The following is a 13,538-nucleotide window of genomic DNA, read 5'->3' as shown; positions in this document are numbered from 1 at the left end:
GGCCCAGGCCCGCCCCCGGCCGGTTCCCGGCCAGGAACCAGCCCGGGCCACGTGCCGTCGGAGGGGCCGCCGGGGTGTGGCCGGCCCGTCGGCGGAAACGGATCCTGGCCCGTTTTGCCGTCTACGCGTAACGTGGCGCACCATGAAGATCCTGATCAGCGCCGACATGGAGGGTGCCACCGGCGTCACCTGGCCGGCCGACGTGCTGCCGGGGACCCCGCAGTGGGAGCGGTGCCGCTCCATGTTCACCTCGGACGTGAACGCCGCCGTGCTCGGCTTCTTCGACGGCGGCGCCGACGAAGTGCTCGTCAACGAGGCCCACTGGAGCATGCGCAACCTGCTCCTGGAGCGGCTCGACGAGCGGGTCGAGATGCTCACCGGGCGGCACAAGTCGTTGTCCATGGTGGAGGGCGTGCAGCACGGCGACGTGGACGGCATCGCCTTCATCGGCTACCACGCTGCCGCCGGCGCCGAGGGCGTCCTGGCCCACACCTACCTCGCGAACTCCATCACCGGGGTGTGGCTGAACGACGTACGGGCCAGCGAGGGCCTGCTCAACGCGCATGTCGTCGCCGAGTATGGGGTGCCGGTCATCCTGGTCACCGGCGACGACGTGGCCTGCGAGGACGCCCTCGGGTACGCGCCCGAGGCACTGAAGGTCGCGGTCAAGGACCATGTGTCGCGGTACGCGGCCGTGTGCCGTACCCCCGCCAGGACCGCCGCCGACATCCGGGCGGCGGCCAAGGAGGCGGCCGCGCTCGCGGTGCGCCACGAACCGGTCGCCGCCGGGCCCTTCACGATCGCCCTGGAGTTCGACGCGGAGCATCTGGCGATGGCGGCCACCGTCGTGCCGGGCGTGGAGCGGACCGGGGAGCGGAAGGTCGCCTACACCAGCGACACCATGTACGAGGGAATCCGCAGCTTCAAGGCGGTCACGACGGTCGTCTCGGCCGCGGTGGAGGAACAGTATGGCTGACCAGCAGGCACTCGACGAGGTCGTCCGGTTCACGTCCGACCTGATCCGGATCGACACCACCAACCGGGGCGGCGGGGACTGCCGGGAGCGGCCCGCCGCCGAGTACGCCGCCGAGCAGCTGGCCGGCGCCGGACTCGAACCGGTGCTGCTGGAGCGCACCCCGGGGCGGACGAACGTGGTGGCCCGGATCGAGGGCACCGACCCGTCGGCGGACGCGCTGCTCGTCCACGGTCACCTCGACGTGGTGCCCGCGCAGGCCGAGGACTGGAGTGTGCACCCGTTCTCCGGCGAGGTCCGCGACGGCGTCGTCTGGGGGCGCGGCGCGGTCGACATGAAGAACATGGACGCGATGATCCTGGCCGTGGTCCGGGACTGGGCGCGCAACGGGGTGCGGCCCCGGCGGGACGTCGTCGTGGCGTTCACCGCGGACGAGGAGGCCAGCGCGGAGGACGGCTCCGGCTTCCTCGCCGACCGGCACGCCGGGCTGTTCGAGGGGTGCACGGAGGGCGTCAGCGAGTCGGGCGCGTTCACCTTCCACGACGGCGGCGGCCGCCAGATCTACCCCATCGCCGCCGGCGAGCGCGGCACGGGCTGGCTGAAGCTGACCGCGCGCGGGCGGGCCGGGCACGGCTCCAAGGTCAACCGCGAGAACGCGGTGACCCGGCTGGCGGCCGCGGTCACCCGCATCGGCGAGCACGAGTGGCCGCTCAGGCTCACCCCGACGGTGAGCGCCGCCCTCACCGAACTCGCCGCCCTGTACGGCGTCGACACCGACCTGTCCGACGTGGACGCGCTGCTCGACAAGCTCGGCCCGGCCGCCAAGCTCGTCGAGGCGACCGTCCGCAACAGCGCCAACCCGACCATGCTGGAAGCCGGGTACAAGCTCAACGTCATCCCGGGCGAGGCCGTCGCCTACGTCGACGGGCGTTTCCTGCCCGGCGGCGAGGACGAGTTCCGCAGCACCCTGGACCTGCTGACCGGGCCCGACGTGGAGTGGGAGTTCGAGCACCGGGAGGTCGCCCTCCAGGCGCCGGTGGACTCCCCGACGTTCGCGCGGATGCGCGCCGCGGTCGAGGAGTTCGCGCCCGAGGGCCATGTGGTGCCGTACTGCATGTCCGGCGGCACGGACGCCAAGCAGTTCTCGCGGCTCGGCATCACCGGGTACGGGTTCGCGCCGCTGAAGCTGCCGGAGGGCTTCGACTACCAGGCCCTCTTCCACGGTGTCGACGAGCGGGTCCCGGTCGAGGCACTCCACTTCGGCGTCCGTGTTCTCGACCGGTTCCTGCGGACGGCCTAGGCGAGTGGGGGAGAACGTGCAGACCCTGGCATACGGTTCCTGGCCCTCGCCCATCGGCGCGGCCCTCGCGGCCGCCCACGACGGGCACCCCGAGTACCTCGGGTTCGTCGGTGAGGAGGTCTGGTGGACCGAGCCCCGGCCCGCCGAGGGCGGCCGGCGCACCCTGGTGCGCCGGCGCGCCGACGGCACCGAGGAGTCCGTGCTGGCCGCGCCGTGGAACGTGCGCAGCCGCGTCATCGAGTACGGCGGGCATCCCTGGGCCGGGACCGTGCGCGACGGTGTACCGCTCGTGGTGTTCGTGAACTTCGCCGACCAGCGGCTCTACCGGTACGAGCCCGGCGGCGAGCCGCGCCCGCTCACCCCCGTCTCCCCGGTGGGCGACGGGCTGCGCTGGGCGCAGCCGCAGCTGCGCCCGGAGCTCGGGGAGGTGTGGTGCGTCCTGGAGGAGTTCACCGGCGACGCGCCCACCGACGTCCGCCGGGTCCCGGTGGCCGTGCCGCTGGACGGTTCGGCCGCCGAGGACCGGGCCGCCGTGCGGGAGCTCACCGAGGCGCGGCAGCGGTTCGTCACCGGGCCACGGCTGTCCCCGGACGGGCGCAAGGCCGCCTGGCTGGCCTGGGACCACCCGCGGATGCCCTGGGACGGCACCGAGCTGGTCGTCGCGGACGTGACCGACGAGGGAACGTTCCAGCAGGTGCGGACGGTGGCCGGCGGTCCTGAGGAGTCCATCGCCCAGGCCGACTGGTCGGCGGACGGCCGGCTGCTGTACGCGAGCGACCGCGGCGGCTGGTGGAACCTCTACCGGGACGGCGAGCCGCTCTGCCCCCGCGAGGAGGAGTTCGGCGGTCCCCTGTGGAAACTCGGGTACCAGTGGTTCGCGCCGCTGGAGAACGGACTGGTCGCCGTGGTGCACGGCCGCGGCGCCACCGCCCTCGGCATACTGGACCCCGAGACCGGCGAGGTCGTCGACGCGGCCGGCCCCTGGACCGAGTTCGCCCCCAGCCTCGCGGTGCGCGGCGAGCGGGTGGTGGCCGTCGGCGCCAGCCCGCGCAGCGCCTACGAGGTCGTCGAACTGGACACCCGGACCGGGCGGGCCCGGGTCATCGGCTGCGCCCACCGGGACGCGACGGACCCGGCCCACTACCCCGAGCCGCTGATCCGCACCTTCACCGGCCCCGAGGGACGCGAGATCCACGCGCACGTCTACCCGCCGCACCACCCCGGGCACACCGCGCCGGCCGACGAGCTGCCCCCGTACGTGGTCTGGGCGCACGGCGGCCCCACCGGACACGCGCCGCTGGTGCTGGACCTGGAGATCGCCTACTTCACCTCGCGCGGCATCGGGGTCGCCGAGGTCAACTACGGAGGCTCGACCGGGTACGGCCGCGAGTACCGCAACCGGCTGCGCGAGCAGTGGGGCGTCGTCGACGTCGAGGACTGCGCGGCCGTCGCCCTCGCCCTCGCCGAGGAGGGCACCGCCGACCGCGACCGGCTCGCCATCCGCGGCGGCAGCGCCGGCGGCTGGACCACCGCGGCCTCCCTCGCCGCCACCGACGTCTACGCCTGCGGCACCATCAGCTATCCCATCCTCGACCTGGCCGGCTGGGCCACGGGGGAGACCCACGACTTCGAGTCGCACTACCTGGAGACCCTGGTCGGACCGCTCGCCGAGGTGCCCGCCCGGTACGCGCAGCGCTCCCCGGCCGAGCACGCCGACCGGATCACCGCGCCCTTCCTGCTGCTCCAGGGGCTGGACGACGTGATCTGCCCGCCCACGCAGTGCGAACGCTTCCTGGAGCGGATGCGCGGCCGGGGAGTGCCGCACGCCTACCTCGCCTTCGAGGGGGAGGGGCACGGGTTCCGCCGGGCCGAGACCATGGTGCGCGCCCTGGAGGCCGAACTCGCCCTCTATTCGAAGGTGTTCGGGCTGAATCCGCCGGACGCCCCGACCCTGGAGCTGGCCGGATGAGGCAACTCCTGCGCCCCGCCCGGCTCGCCCCCGGCGCCCGGGTGGCCGTCGTGGCGCCCAGCGGACCCGTCGCCGAGGAACGGCTCCAGGCCGGGCTCGACGTACTGCGCGGCTTCGGCCTCGATCCGGTCGCCGCACCCCATGTGCTGGACCGGCACGGCGCGTTGGGCCACCTCGCGGGCACGGACGAGGACCGCGCCGCGGACCTCCAGGCCGCCTGGTGCGACCCGGCGGTCGACGCCGTGCTGTGCGCGCGCGGCGGCTACGGGGCCCAGCGGATGGTCGACCTGCTCGACTGGTCGGCGATGCGGGCGGCGGGCCCGAAGGTGTTCGTCGGCTTCAGCGACATCACGGTGCTGCACCAGGCCTTCGCCACCCGGCTGGGCCTGGTCACCCTGCACGGCCCCGCCGCCGCGGGCGTGGACTTCCTCAAGCACGCACGGGCCCAGGAGCATCTGCGGGACACGCTGTTCGCGCCCGAGAAGGTCCGCACCCTCACCTCCGGCGGCGGCGCGCTCGCTCCCGGCCGGGCGCGCGGTGTCACGCTCGGCGGCTGTCTGAGCATGCTCGCCTCCGACCTCGGCACCCCGCACGCCCACCCGGACGCCCGGGGCGGGCTGCTGATGCTGGAGGACGTCGGCGAGCAGCCGTACCGCATCGACCGGATGCTGACCCAACTCCTGCGCACCGGCTGGCTCGACGGCGTCACCGGCGTCGCGCTGGGCTCCTGGGCCGGCTGCGGTCCCTACGAAGCGGTGCGCGCCGTCCTCGCGGACCGCCTGGGCGGCCTGGGGGTCCCCGTCGTCGAGGAACTCGGATTCGGGCACGGCGAGGGGGCGTTGACGGTCCCCTTCGGCATGAGCGGTGAACTCGACGCGGATGCGGGCACCTTGACCTTCGACGAACCGGCGCTGCGCTGAGGGGGCTGTTCCGGGCCCGACGACGCCCGCGGCGGGGTGGGTCGCGGGCGCCGTAGAGTGACGGGATGCCGCACAACGCATCCCGTTACCTCGCCGAGGGCCCTCGCGTGGGCATACGTCACTTCCGCTACGAGGACGGCGCCGAGTTCACCGCCCGGGCCCGGGAGAGCAAGGACCTGCACCACCCGTGGCTCTTCCCGCCGGACACCGCCGACGGGTACACCGCCTACGCGGGCCGGCTGATCGAGGACCGGACGAAGGCCGGGTTCCTGGTCTGCGACAAGGACGACGGCGGGGCCATCGCCGGGTTCGTCAACATCAACAACATCGTCGAGGGCGCCTTCCTCAGCGGTGCCCTCGGCTACGGCGCCTTCGCGCACGCCGCCGGGCGCGGGCTGATGCGCGAGGGGCTGGACCTCGTGGTCGGACACGCCTTCGGGCCGATGCGACTGCACCGGCTGGAAGTGAACGTGCAGCCCGCCAACACCGCCTCCATCGCCCTCGCCCGCAGCTGCGGCTTCCGGCTCGAGGGCTTCTCGCCGAAGATGCTCTTCATCGACGGCGCCTGGCGCGACCACGAACGCTGGGCGATCACCGTCGAGACGAGGGCTTCCGGTTGACCTTCATCGTGTCGAGGTCGGTCACCGTCGACTTCAACGGGCCGAATCCGTAGCCCGCCTCCCGCAGCGTGCGCTCCGCGCGGTCCTCGGCGATCGCGCCCGCCATCTCCTCGCCGTCCGCCGCGTCCGACACCACGACGTAGCGCATCGAGAAGTGCTTCAGCGGCGACGGCTCGTACGACAGCGAACCCTCCTCGCAGAACCGCATGCTGGTCATTCCGTGCTCGGACGCCTCGGCGAGCAGCCGGGCACGCGCCTCGTCGGTGAGCCCGTCCCAGGTGCCCCGGACGATCACCCGGTAGGTGTGCTGCTCGCTCATCGCGCTGTTCCGTTCCTCGTGCCGGTTTCCCCGGACCCGACTCTATGTCGGCGACGCCGGACCGCACGCGGAATATCCCCCGGCCCGGCGCCGGACCGGCCCCGAGCCGCCTTTGCGCAATCCTGACCGGCAGCTCCCCTGGTCAGGGCCCCGGTTGCCGGGTTCGATGGCGATCGTGACGACGATCCGACGCGACGTAGTGACACTGCCCGCCGCCCTGCCGGGCCCAGACAACCCGCTGCCCCCGTTGCGCCCGCTCGACGAGGTGCACCGCATCGACGAGCGGGACCGGGAGAACCTCCCGGCCGACATGGCCCGCCAGATCGGCCACGCGCCGCTGCACAGCCTGCTGCCCGTGCCCGTACGGGACGGCTACGGCCGGGCCCGCGAACCGCTGCGGACCGACGCCCTGATCCTGGAGAACGACCGGCTGCGCGCCACGGTGCTGCCCGCACTCGGCGGCCGGATCGCCTCGCTCCTGCACAAGCCCACGGGCCGCGAACTCCTCTACCGCAACCCGGTGTTGCAGCCCGCCAACTTCGCTCTCAACGGCTCCTGGTACTCCGGCGGCATCGAGTGGAACATCGGCGCCACCGGCCACACCACCCTCTCCTGCTCACCCCTGCACGCCGCCCGCGTCCCCGCCCCGGACGGCGGGGAGATGCTCCGCCTGTGGGAGTGGGAACGGCTGCGCGACCTGCCGTTCCAGATCGACCTGTGGCTGCCGGAGGGCTCCGACTTTCTCTACGTCGGCGTCCGCGTCCGCAATCCCCACGAGCACCCCGTGCCCACCTACTGGTGGTCCAACATCGCCGTGCCCGAGGAACGCCGGGTCCTCGCTCCCGCGGCCGAGGCCTATCACTTCGGCTACGAGCGCCGGCTGCGCCGGGTGCCGGTCCCCGCGTACGACGGCAGCGACCGCACGTACCCGCTGAACAGCACCTTCGCCGCCGACTACTTCTACGACCTGCCCGACGGGCGGCGGCGCTGGATCGCCGCGCTCGACGGCGACGGGCACGGACTGGTGCAGACGTCCACGGACGCGCTGCGCGGACGCAAGCTGTTCGTGTGGGGCACCGGGCCCGGCGGACGGCGCTGGCAGGACTGGCTCACCGAGCCGGGGACGGGCGGCTACTGCGAGATACAGGCCGGGCTGGCCCGCACCCAGCTGGAGCACGTGAGCCTGGCGGCGGAGAGCGAGGTGTCCTGGCTGGAGGCGTACGGACCGCTGAGCGCACCGCCCCGGGGCGAGTGGGACGCGGTGCTGAACGGGGTGGAGCAACGGCTCGAAGCGGTTCTTCCGCGGGCCGCCGTGGACGCCGCCCACGCGTCCTGGAGGGCGCACGCCGACACCGAGCCCGACGAGATCCTCGCCACCGGCTCCGGCTGGGGCGCGCTCGAAGTGCTGCGCGCCGACCGGAAACTGCCCGGCACCCCCTTCGACGAGCACACCCTCGGCGACGAGCAGGCACCCTGGCGGGAGCTGCTGCGCACCGGGTCCCTCCCCGAGCCGCGCCGGGTCCGGCCGCCGGGCGCGACCCTCGTCGCCCCGCACTGGCGGGACATGCTGGAGACCGCGCCCGCGACCCCGCTCACCGAATACCACCTGGGCGTCGCCCAGTGGCACGCCGGTGACCGGGCGCAGGCGGTGCGCAGCTGGGAGCGGGCCCTGGAACTCGCGCCCTCCCTCTGGCCGTCGCTGCGCTGCCTGGCCGTCGCGGACCAGGAGAGCGGAAACCACGAACGGGCCGCCGCCCGGTACGCGGAGGCCTTCGACGACCTGTGCCGGGAGCGGCGCGACAGCGGCGAGTCGTGGACGGCGGCCATGGCCGCACTCGGCCGTGAGGCGGTCGGCGCGCTGCTCGCCGCCCGCCGGCCGGCCGAGGCGCGGACCGTGTGGGAGCGACTGCTTCCCGAGACCCGCGAGCGCGGCAGGTTCCGGCTGCTGGAGGCCGAGATCCTGTGCGCGGAGGGACGTCGCGAGGAGGCCCGGGCGGTCTTCGACGCGGGCTTCGAGGTCGCCGACCTGCGGGAGGGCGACGAGACACTGGGCCGGCTGTGGGCCAGGGTGAGCGACGCTCCGCTCCCGGCGCGCTACGACTTCCGGATGCGGCCGTCCGCGCCCTGAGCGGCCCTCGCACCCCGTGACCGGCAAGGGTTCGGGTCGGCCGGGCGGGGGTTTGGGCGTGGCGCACACGGCCACACGGGTAGAAGGTGGACGAGCCTCTTCGTCGGGCCGGACCGTGCGGACCGTCCGGCTCCGCCGGAGTCGGACCGAGCCCAGAAGGAGGCACCATGGCCGGACCGCGGTACGTGTATGCCGTCTGCCGTCCCTTTCGCGCGGCCCTCCAGGCCCAGCTCATCGGGGTGGCGGGCGCGCCCGTCGGCCTGCTCGGCCATCACGGCCTGGTCGCCGTGGTCTCCACCGTGCCCGAGCGGGACTTCGCCGAGGAGCCGCTGCACGCGCATCTGGCGGACCCGCAGTGGCGGGCCGCCGTCGTCCGCGCCCATCGGGGTGTGGTCGACGCGCTCACCGCCGTCACCACACCGCTGCCGCTGCGCGCGGCGACCGTCTGCCCGGACGACAGCGCCCTGCGGCTCATGCTGGAGACGCACGGCGCCGCGTTCACGCGCGCCCTCGACCGGCTGCAAGGACGGGTCGAGTGGAGCGTCAACGTGTATACGGAAAAGCAGCCGACCGGGATGTCCGAGGAAGCCGAGAGATTTGTGACCCGGCTGCACGGACTGCTTTCCCGGTACGCCGACGAGTCGTGTTTTCGCGACCCGCAGGACTCCATGTTCTTCGGGGCGGCGGGTCGCACGGGGCACACCGTGCTGAACGCGTCCTATCTGGTGTCGCGGGCGGATTCCGAGCAATTCGTGGAACTGGTGGACCGGCTGAAGGGCGACGCCCCCGGACTGCGGGTCGAACTGACCGGACCCTGGGCGGCCTATTCCTTCACCCGAGAGAACGACGATGACGACGAGGGCGGGGAGAACGGGGAGTCCGCCGGGGCGGCGGAGTTCGCGGGGGCGCAAAAGGCGAAGCGGACCTGGGTCTCGTAGACCCGGACCGCGGCCCGAGGCCCTGTGCAGGGCCTCGGGCCGCGCGGTCCACCGTCTCGCCCGTGTCACCGGAAGCGGTCACCGGAAGCCGGAGCGGAAATCTCCGGTATCTCCGATTCCGTTCCGCGGGCTGTTCACGGTCGGCGGGGCATTCACCACCTGTACCAGCGGCCCCGGCCACCGGCCGCGCTCGTGCCCCGGAAAAGGAATCCGAGAAGCCAGACCACGAGCACCGCGACCGCGACCCACCAGAGCAGCTTCACCGCGAATCCGGCGCCGAAGAGAAGAAGTACCAGCAGCAGGACGAGAAGAATGGGAACCATAATGTGAACCTCCTTCTCGTCGTGTTTCCCGGAAAGCGGGATTCAGGCGTCCTTGCGGCAGAGAATTTCTCCGTGCAGCACACTGAACCAGCCGTCCGCCTGCTCCCCCCACTCCCGCCAGGCGTCCGAGACGGCCTCCAGCTGCCCGGCGGACGCGTGACCGCCCTCGGTGGCCCGCTGCGCGTACGCCGAGGCGACGGTCCGGTCCGCCCACAGACCGCTCCACCACGCACGCTCCTCGGGGGTGGCGAAGGTCCAGGTGCTGGACGTGGCCGTGATCCGCGTGATCCCCGCCGCCAGCGCCCATGACTTCAGCCGGCGTCCGGCGTCCGGCTCCCCGCCGTTGGCGCGCGCCACCCGCAGGTAGAGGTCCTGCCAGTCGTCCATCCCCGCCGACTGCGGGTACCAGGTCATCGCCGAGTAGTCCGAGTCGCGGACCGCGATGAACCCGCCCGGCTTCGTCACCCGCAGCATCTCGCGCAGCGCCTGCACCGGATCGCCGACGTGCTGGAGCACCTGGTGGGCGTGGACCACGCAGAACGTGTCGTCCGGGTAGTCCAGGGCGTGCACGTCGGCCACGGCGAAGTCGGTGTTGGCCAGCCCGCGCCCGGCGGCCGTGGCCCGCGCCTGCTCCAGGATCTCAGGCGCGTGGTCGACCCCGGTGACGTGCCCGTCCGGGACCAGTTCCGCCAGGTCGGCGGTGATGGTCCCGGGTCCGCAGCCGATGTCCAGGATCTTCATATGGGGCTTCAGCGACCCGAGCAGGTACGCGGCCGAGTTGGCGGCGGTGCGCCAGGTGTGCGAGCGCAGTACGGACTCGTGGTGTCCGTGCGTGTAGACGGCGGTCTCCCGTGCTTCCGGCATGGCTGTGCCCCTCTTCGTCGGCTCCGCGTACCCGCCCCACCGGGGTTCTCGGCCCGGCGGGGCGACGCCTGTCACGGTACGCGCATGATCCGAATGCTGAGAATGGCGTTTTGACATGTGGACTGACGGTGAGTCAGAGGCGCTGCGCCCAGGCGTGCTTCGGTGTCAGACCCCGTACGGCGAAGGCCGCCCCCGCGCCCAGCGTCGCGCCCACCAGCACATCGCTCGGGAAGTGCACGCCGGTGTACACCCGGGACATGGCCACCGAGAACGCCACCGGCGCCACCACCGCGCCCCACCCCAGTGACTCCAGGGCGACCCCGGTCGCGAACGCCGCCGCCGAGGCGGCGTGCCCCGACGGGAACGACGTGGTGATCGGCTGCCGCTTCAGCTGCCGGACCTGCGGTACGGGGTCCAGCACCGGTCGCGGCCGGCGCACCGACCGCTTGCCCAGGGTGTTGATCGTCAGCGAGGCCAGACCGAGGGAGGCGAGCCCCAGAGCGGCCGCCCGGCGGGCCCGCGGCGTACGGCTCGCCGCCATGACGGCGGCCGTGGCGAACCACAGCACACCGTGGTTGGCGCTCCGGCTCAGCCGCGGCAGCACGGGCTCGGCGCCGGGCCAGTGGCGTTCGGCGGCGAACTCGAACAGGCGCCCGTCGAGGGCGAGCAGCCGATCGCGCAGGACGTGGTGCCCCGGCTTCAGGACGGTGAGGTCGACATCTGGGCTCATGCAGGGATGAGTACCCTGAAGTGGCCGTTCCTGCGCCGGACCGGAACCGCCGTCGAAGGGCCACCGTATGCGTCTGCTCCTCGTCCGCCACGCCGAGACCCCCGCGAACGTCGACTTCCTGCTGGACACCACGGTCCCCGGCCCGGGTCTGACCGCGCTCGGCGAGCGGCAGGCCGCACGGCTGCCCGTGGCCCTCGCCGACGAGGACATCGAGGCCGTCTACGCCTCCACCATGCTCCGCACGCAGCTCACCGCCGGCCCGCTGGCCGCCGCCCGCGGCCTGCCGGTGACCGTGCGCGACGGCATCAGGGAGGTTTCCGCGGGCGAGCTGGAGCTGCTCCCCGGCGAATCGGAGCAGGGCCTGCGCTACATGAGGACCGTGTTCGCCTGGGCGGCCGGCGACACCGGACTGCGGATGCCGGGCGGCGAGAGCGGCGCCGAGGTCCTCGCCCGCTACGACGCCGTGGTCGCCGAGGCGGCGGACCGCGAGGCCGGGACGGTCGCCCTGGTCAGCCACGGCGCGGCGATCCGCCTGTGGACGGCCGCCCGCGCGGACAACGTCGATGTGCCCTTCGCCACCGCCCACCGCCTGGCGAACACCGGCGTGGTGATCCTGGAGGGCAGTCCGGCGGACGGCTGGAAGGCCCTCACCTGGGCCGGTGCGACGGTCACCCCGGCGGGCGAGAGCGGCCCGACGGGCCGGGCGCTGGAGGGGACCGGCTGAGCGCTCCCCGCCCACGAGGTCCGATAAGCATTTGGCCGGTCGGGCGGGAGACCGCAGAATGCCTCTTCATGGGACATCTGGAAGCCGCGCACCTCGAGTACCACCTCCCCGACGGGAGGACGCTGCTCGGCGATGTGTCGTTCCGGGTGGGCGAGGGGGCCGTCGTGGCCCTCGTCGGACCCAACGGCGCGGGCAAGACGACCCTGCTCCGGCTGATCTCCGGGGAGCTGAAGCCGCACGGCGGCACCGTCACCGTCAGTGGCGGCCTGGGCGTGATGCGCCAGTTCGTGGGTTCCGTACGCGACGAGACGACCGTGCGGGACCTCCTCGTGTCGGTCGCGCCGGCCGGGATCCGCGAGGCCGCGCAGGCCGTCGACCGGGCCGAGCACGCCATGATGACCGTCGACGACGAGGCCGCGCAGCTCCAGTACGCGCAGGCGCTCTCGGACTGGGCCGAGGTGCGCGGGTACGAGTCGGAGACCATGTGGGACATGTGCACCACGGCCGCGCTGGGCGTGCCGTACGAGAAGGCACAGTGGCGGCTGGTACGGACGCTGTCCGGCGGTGAGCAGAAGCGGCTGGTGCTGGAGGCGCTGCTGCGCGGCACCGAGGAGGTGCTGCTCCTCGACGAGCCGGACAACTATCTCGACGTGCCCGGCAAGCGCTGGCTGGAGGAGCGGCTGAAGGAGACCCGCAAGACCGTGCTGTTCGTCTCGCACGACCGGGAACTCCTCTCCCGCGCCGCCGAGAAGATCGTGTCCGTCGAGCCCGGGCCCGCCGGTGCCGACGCCTGGGTGCACGGCGGCGGTTTCGCCACCTACCACGAGGCCCGCCGCGAACGCTTCGCCCGCTTCGAGGAACTGCGCAGACGCTGGGACGAGAAGCACGCCCAGCTGAAGAAGCTGGTGCTGAGCCTGCGCCAGGCGGCCTCCATCAGCCATGAGCTGGCCTCCCGCTACCAGGCCGCCCAGACCCGGCTGCGCAAGTTCGAGGAGGTCGGGCCGCCGCCCGAGCCGCCGCGCGAGCAGGACATCACCATGCGGCTGAAGGGCGGACGCACCGGCGTGCGGGCCGTCACCTGCGAGGCGCTCGAACTGACCGGCCTGATGAAGCCCTTCGACCTGGAGGTCTTCTACGGCGAACGGGTCGCCGTCCTCGGCTCCAACGGCTCCGGCAAGTCGCACTTCCTGCGGCTCCTGGCCGGCGAGGACGTGGCGCACACCGGGACGTGGAAGCTCGGTGCGCGAGTCGTGCCCGGGCACTTCGCCCAGACGCACGCCCACCCCGAGCTCCAGGGCCGCACCCTGCTCGACATCCTGTGGAAGGAGCACGCCCAGGACCGCGGCGCCGCCATGTCCCGGCTGCGCCGTTACGAGCTGACGCAGCAGGCCGAGCAGTGCTTCGAGCGGCTCTCCGGCGGCCAGCAGGCCCGCTTCCAGATCCTGCTCCTCGAACTGGCGGGCGTCACGGCCCTGCTCCTGGACGAGCCCACCGACAACCTCGACCTGGAGTCCGCCGAGGCGCTCCAGGAAGGCCTGGAGGCCTTCGAGGGCACCGTCCTGTCGGTCACGCACGACCGCTGGTTCGCCCGCTCCTTCGACCGCTACCTCGTCTTCGGCAGCGACGGCCGGGTACGGGAGACCCCCGAGCCGGTCTGGGACGAGCGCCGGGTGGAACGGGCCCGCTAGCTCCCCGGCACCCGCCCGGCGACGCGGACGGAGGCCCGGGGC

12 protein-coding genes and 1 pseudogene are annotated in these 13,538 nt (G+C 73.1%); 9 read left to right on the top strand and 4 right to left on the bottom strand.

The annotated features are described in order from the left end of the window. Window positions 1–142 precede the first annotated feature (142 nt). The 5 genes from FNH09_RS37875 (at window position 143) to FNH09_RS37855 (ending at window position 5,782) form a co-directional block, all read left to right on the top strand. Entirely contained in the window at window positions 143–976 is an 834-nt protein-coding gene (locus FNH09_RS37875) for a M55 family metallopeptidase (protein ID WP_152894411.1), read from the top strand. Next, a complete protein-coding gene (locus tag FNH09_RS37870) occupies window positions 969–2,273 on the top strand; it encodes a M20/M25/M40 family metallo-hydrolase (RefSeq protein WP_152894410.1) in 1,305 nt (434 codons plus the stop codon). The genes FNH09_RS37875 and FNH09_RS37870 overlap by 8 nt, the downstream gene beginning before the upstream one ends. 4 nt (window positions 2,274–2,277) lie before the next feature. After that, window positions 2,278–4,242 (top strand): prolyl oligopeptidase family serine peptidase, encoded by a 1,965-nt coding sequence (locus FNH09_RS37865; protein ID WP_162469705.1) that lies wholly within the window; start codon window positions 2,278–2,280, stop codon window positions 4,240–4,242. Further along, window positions 4,239–5,162 (top strand): S66 peptidase family protein, encoded by a 924-nt coding sequence (locus tag FNH09_RS37860; RefSeq protein WP_152894409.1) that lies wholly within the window; start codon window positions 4,239–4,241, stop codon window positions 5,160–5,162. Before FNH09_RS37865 ends, FNH09_RS37860 begins: the two co-directional genes overlap by 4 nt. A 65-nt stretch (window positions 5,163–5,227) precedes the next feature. Beyond that, window positions 5,228–5,782 (top strand): GNAT family N-acetyltransferase, encoded by a 555-nt coding sequence (locus FNH09_RS37855; RefSeq protein WP_152894408.1) that lies wholly within the window; start codon window positions 5,228–5,230, stop codon window positions 5,780–5,782. Here the strand turns inward: FNH09_RS37855 and FNH09_RS37850 are convergent. Further along, window positions 5,754–6,101: a DUF6204 family protein gene (locus FNH09_RS37850; protein ID WP_152894407.1), complete on the bottom strand. Its 348-nt coding sequence runs from the start codon at window positions 6,099–6,101 to the stop codon at window positions 5,754–5,756. The two genes, FNH09_RS37855 and FNH09_RS37850, sit on opposite strands and share 29 nt — an antisense overlap. Window positions 6,102–6,267: 166 nt before the next feature. Here FNH09_RS37850 and FNH09_RS37845 point away from each other — a divergent pair, with 166 nt between their 5' ends. Then, complete coding sequence (locus FNH09_RS37845) at window positions 6,268–8,229, top strand: DUF5107 domain-containing protein (protein ID WP_152894406.1); 1,962 nt, start codon at window positions 6,268–6,270, stop codon at window positions 8,227–8,229. Between the two features lie 167 nt (window positions 8,230–8,396). Next, on the top strand, window positions 8,397–9,167 hold the full coding sequence (locus tag FNH09_RS37840; RefSeq protein ID WP_152894405.1) for a GvpL/GvpF family gas vesicle protein: 771 nt from the start codon (window positions 8,397–8,399) through the stop codon (window positions 9,165–9,167). A gap of 152 nt (window positions 9,168–9,319) precedes the next feature. On the opposite strand, the gene FNH09_RS37835 is transcribed toward FNH09_RS37840, so the two are convergent. The 3 genes and pseudogenes from FNH09_RS37835 to FNH09_RS37825 form a co-directional block, all read right to left on the bottom strand. After that, the gene (locus tag FNH09_RS37835; RefSeq protein ID WP_152894404.1) at window positions 9,320–9,490 is read right to left on the bottom strand and encodes a hydrophobic protein; all 171 of its coding nucleotides are present in this window, start codon (window positions 9,488–9,490) and stop codon (window positions 9,320–9,322) included. Between the two features lie 42 nt (window positions 9,491–9,532). Then, window positions 9,533–10,354 (bottom strand): class I SAM-dependent methyltransferase, encoded by an 822-nt coding sequence (locus FNH09_RS37830; RefSeq protein ID WP_152894403.1) that lies wholly within the window; start codon window positions 10,352–10,354, stop codon window positions 9,533–9,535. Window positions 10,355–10,514: 160 nt separating this feature from the next. Then, window positions 10,515–11,084 (bottom strand): annotated as a pseudogene (locus FNH09_RS37825) (phosphatase PAP2 family protein); the annotation flags it as partial. A gap of 67 nt (window positions 11,085–11,151) precedes the next feature. On the opposite strand from FNH09_RS37825, the gene FNH09_RS37820 reads away from it, so the two are divergent. Beyond that, on the top strand, window positions 11,152–11,808 hold the full coding sequence (locus FNH09_RS37820; protein ID WP_152894402.1) for a histidine phosphatase family protein: 657 nt from the start codon (window positions 11,152–11,154) through the stop codon (window positions 11,806–11,808). Window positions 11,809–11,876: 68 nt separating this feature from the next. Beyond that, window positions 11,877–13,496 (top strand): ABC-F family ATP-binding cassette domain-containing protein, encoded by a 1,620-nt coding sequence (locus FNH09_RS37815; protein ID WP_152894401.1) that lies wholly within the window; start codon window positions 11,877–11,879, stop codon window positions 13,494–13,496. Window positions 13,497–13,538 lie beyond the last annotated feature (42 nt).

The sequence above is a fragment of the Streptomyces adustus genome (assembly GCF_009377175.1).
Taxonomy (GTDB): domain Bacteria; phylum Actinomycetota; class Actinomycetes; order Streptomycetales; family Streptomycetaceae; genus Streptomyces; species Streptomyces adustus.
Note: the sequence above shows the minus strand (reverse complement) of the source record. Positions and strands in the feature narration are given on the sequence as shown.

Bases quoted from the DNA above. Each gene is read 5' to 3' on its own strand.
- FNH09_RS37875 (WP_152894411.1), top strand. From the start codon at position 143: ATGAAGATCCTGATCAGCGCCGACATGGAGGGTGCCACCGGCGTCACC.
- FNH09_RS37870 (WP_152894410.1), top strand. From the start codon at position 969: ATGGCTGACCAGCAGGCACTCGACGAGGTCGTCCGGTTCACGTCCGAC.
- FNH09_RS37860 (WP_152894409.1), top strand. From the start codon at position 4,239: ATGAGGCAACTCCTGCGCCCCGCCCGGCTCGCCCCCGGCGCCCGGGTG.
- FNH09_RS37855 (WP_152894408.1), top strand. From the start codon at position 5,228: ATGCCGCACAACGCATCCCGTTACCTCGCCGAGGGCCCTCGCGTGGGC.
- FNH09_RS37850 (WP_152894407.1), bottom strand. From the start codon at position 6,101: ATGAGCGAGCAGCACACCTACCGGGTGATCGTCCGGGGCACCTGGGAC.
- FNH09_RS37845 (WP_152894406.1), top strand. From the start codon at position 6,268: ATGGCGATCGTGACGACGATCCGACGCGACGTAGTGACACTGCCCGCC.
- FNH09_RS37840 (WP_152894405.1), top strand. From the start codon at position 8,397: ATGGCCGGACCGCGGTACGTGTATGCCGTCTGCCGTCCCTTTCGCGCG.
- FNH09_RS37835 (WP_152894404.1), bottom strand. From the start codon at position 9,490: ATGGTTCCCATTCTTCTCGTCCTGCTGCTGGTACTTCTTCTCTTCGGC.
- FNH09_RS37830 (WP_152894403.1), bottom strand. From the start codon at position 10,354: ATGCCGGAAGCACGGGAGACCGCCGTCTACACGCACGGACACCACGAG.
- FNH09_RS37820 (WP_152894402.1), top strand. From the start codon at position 11,152: ATGCGTCTGCTCCTCGTCCGCCACGCCGAGACCCCCGCGAACGTCGAC.
- FNH09_RS37815 (WP_152894401.1), top strand. From the start codon at position 11,877: ATGGGACATCTGGAAGCCGCGCACCTCGAGTACCACCTCCCCGACGGG.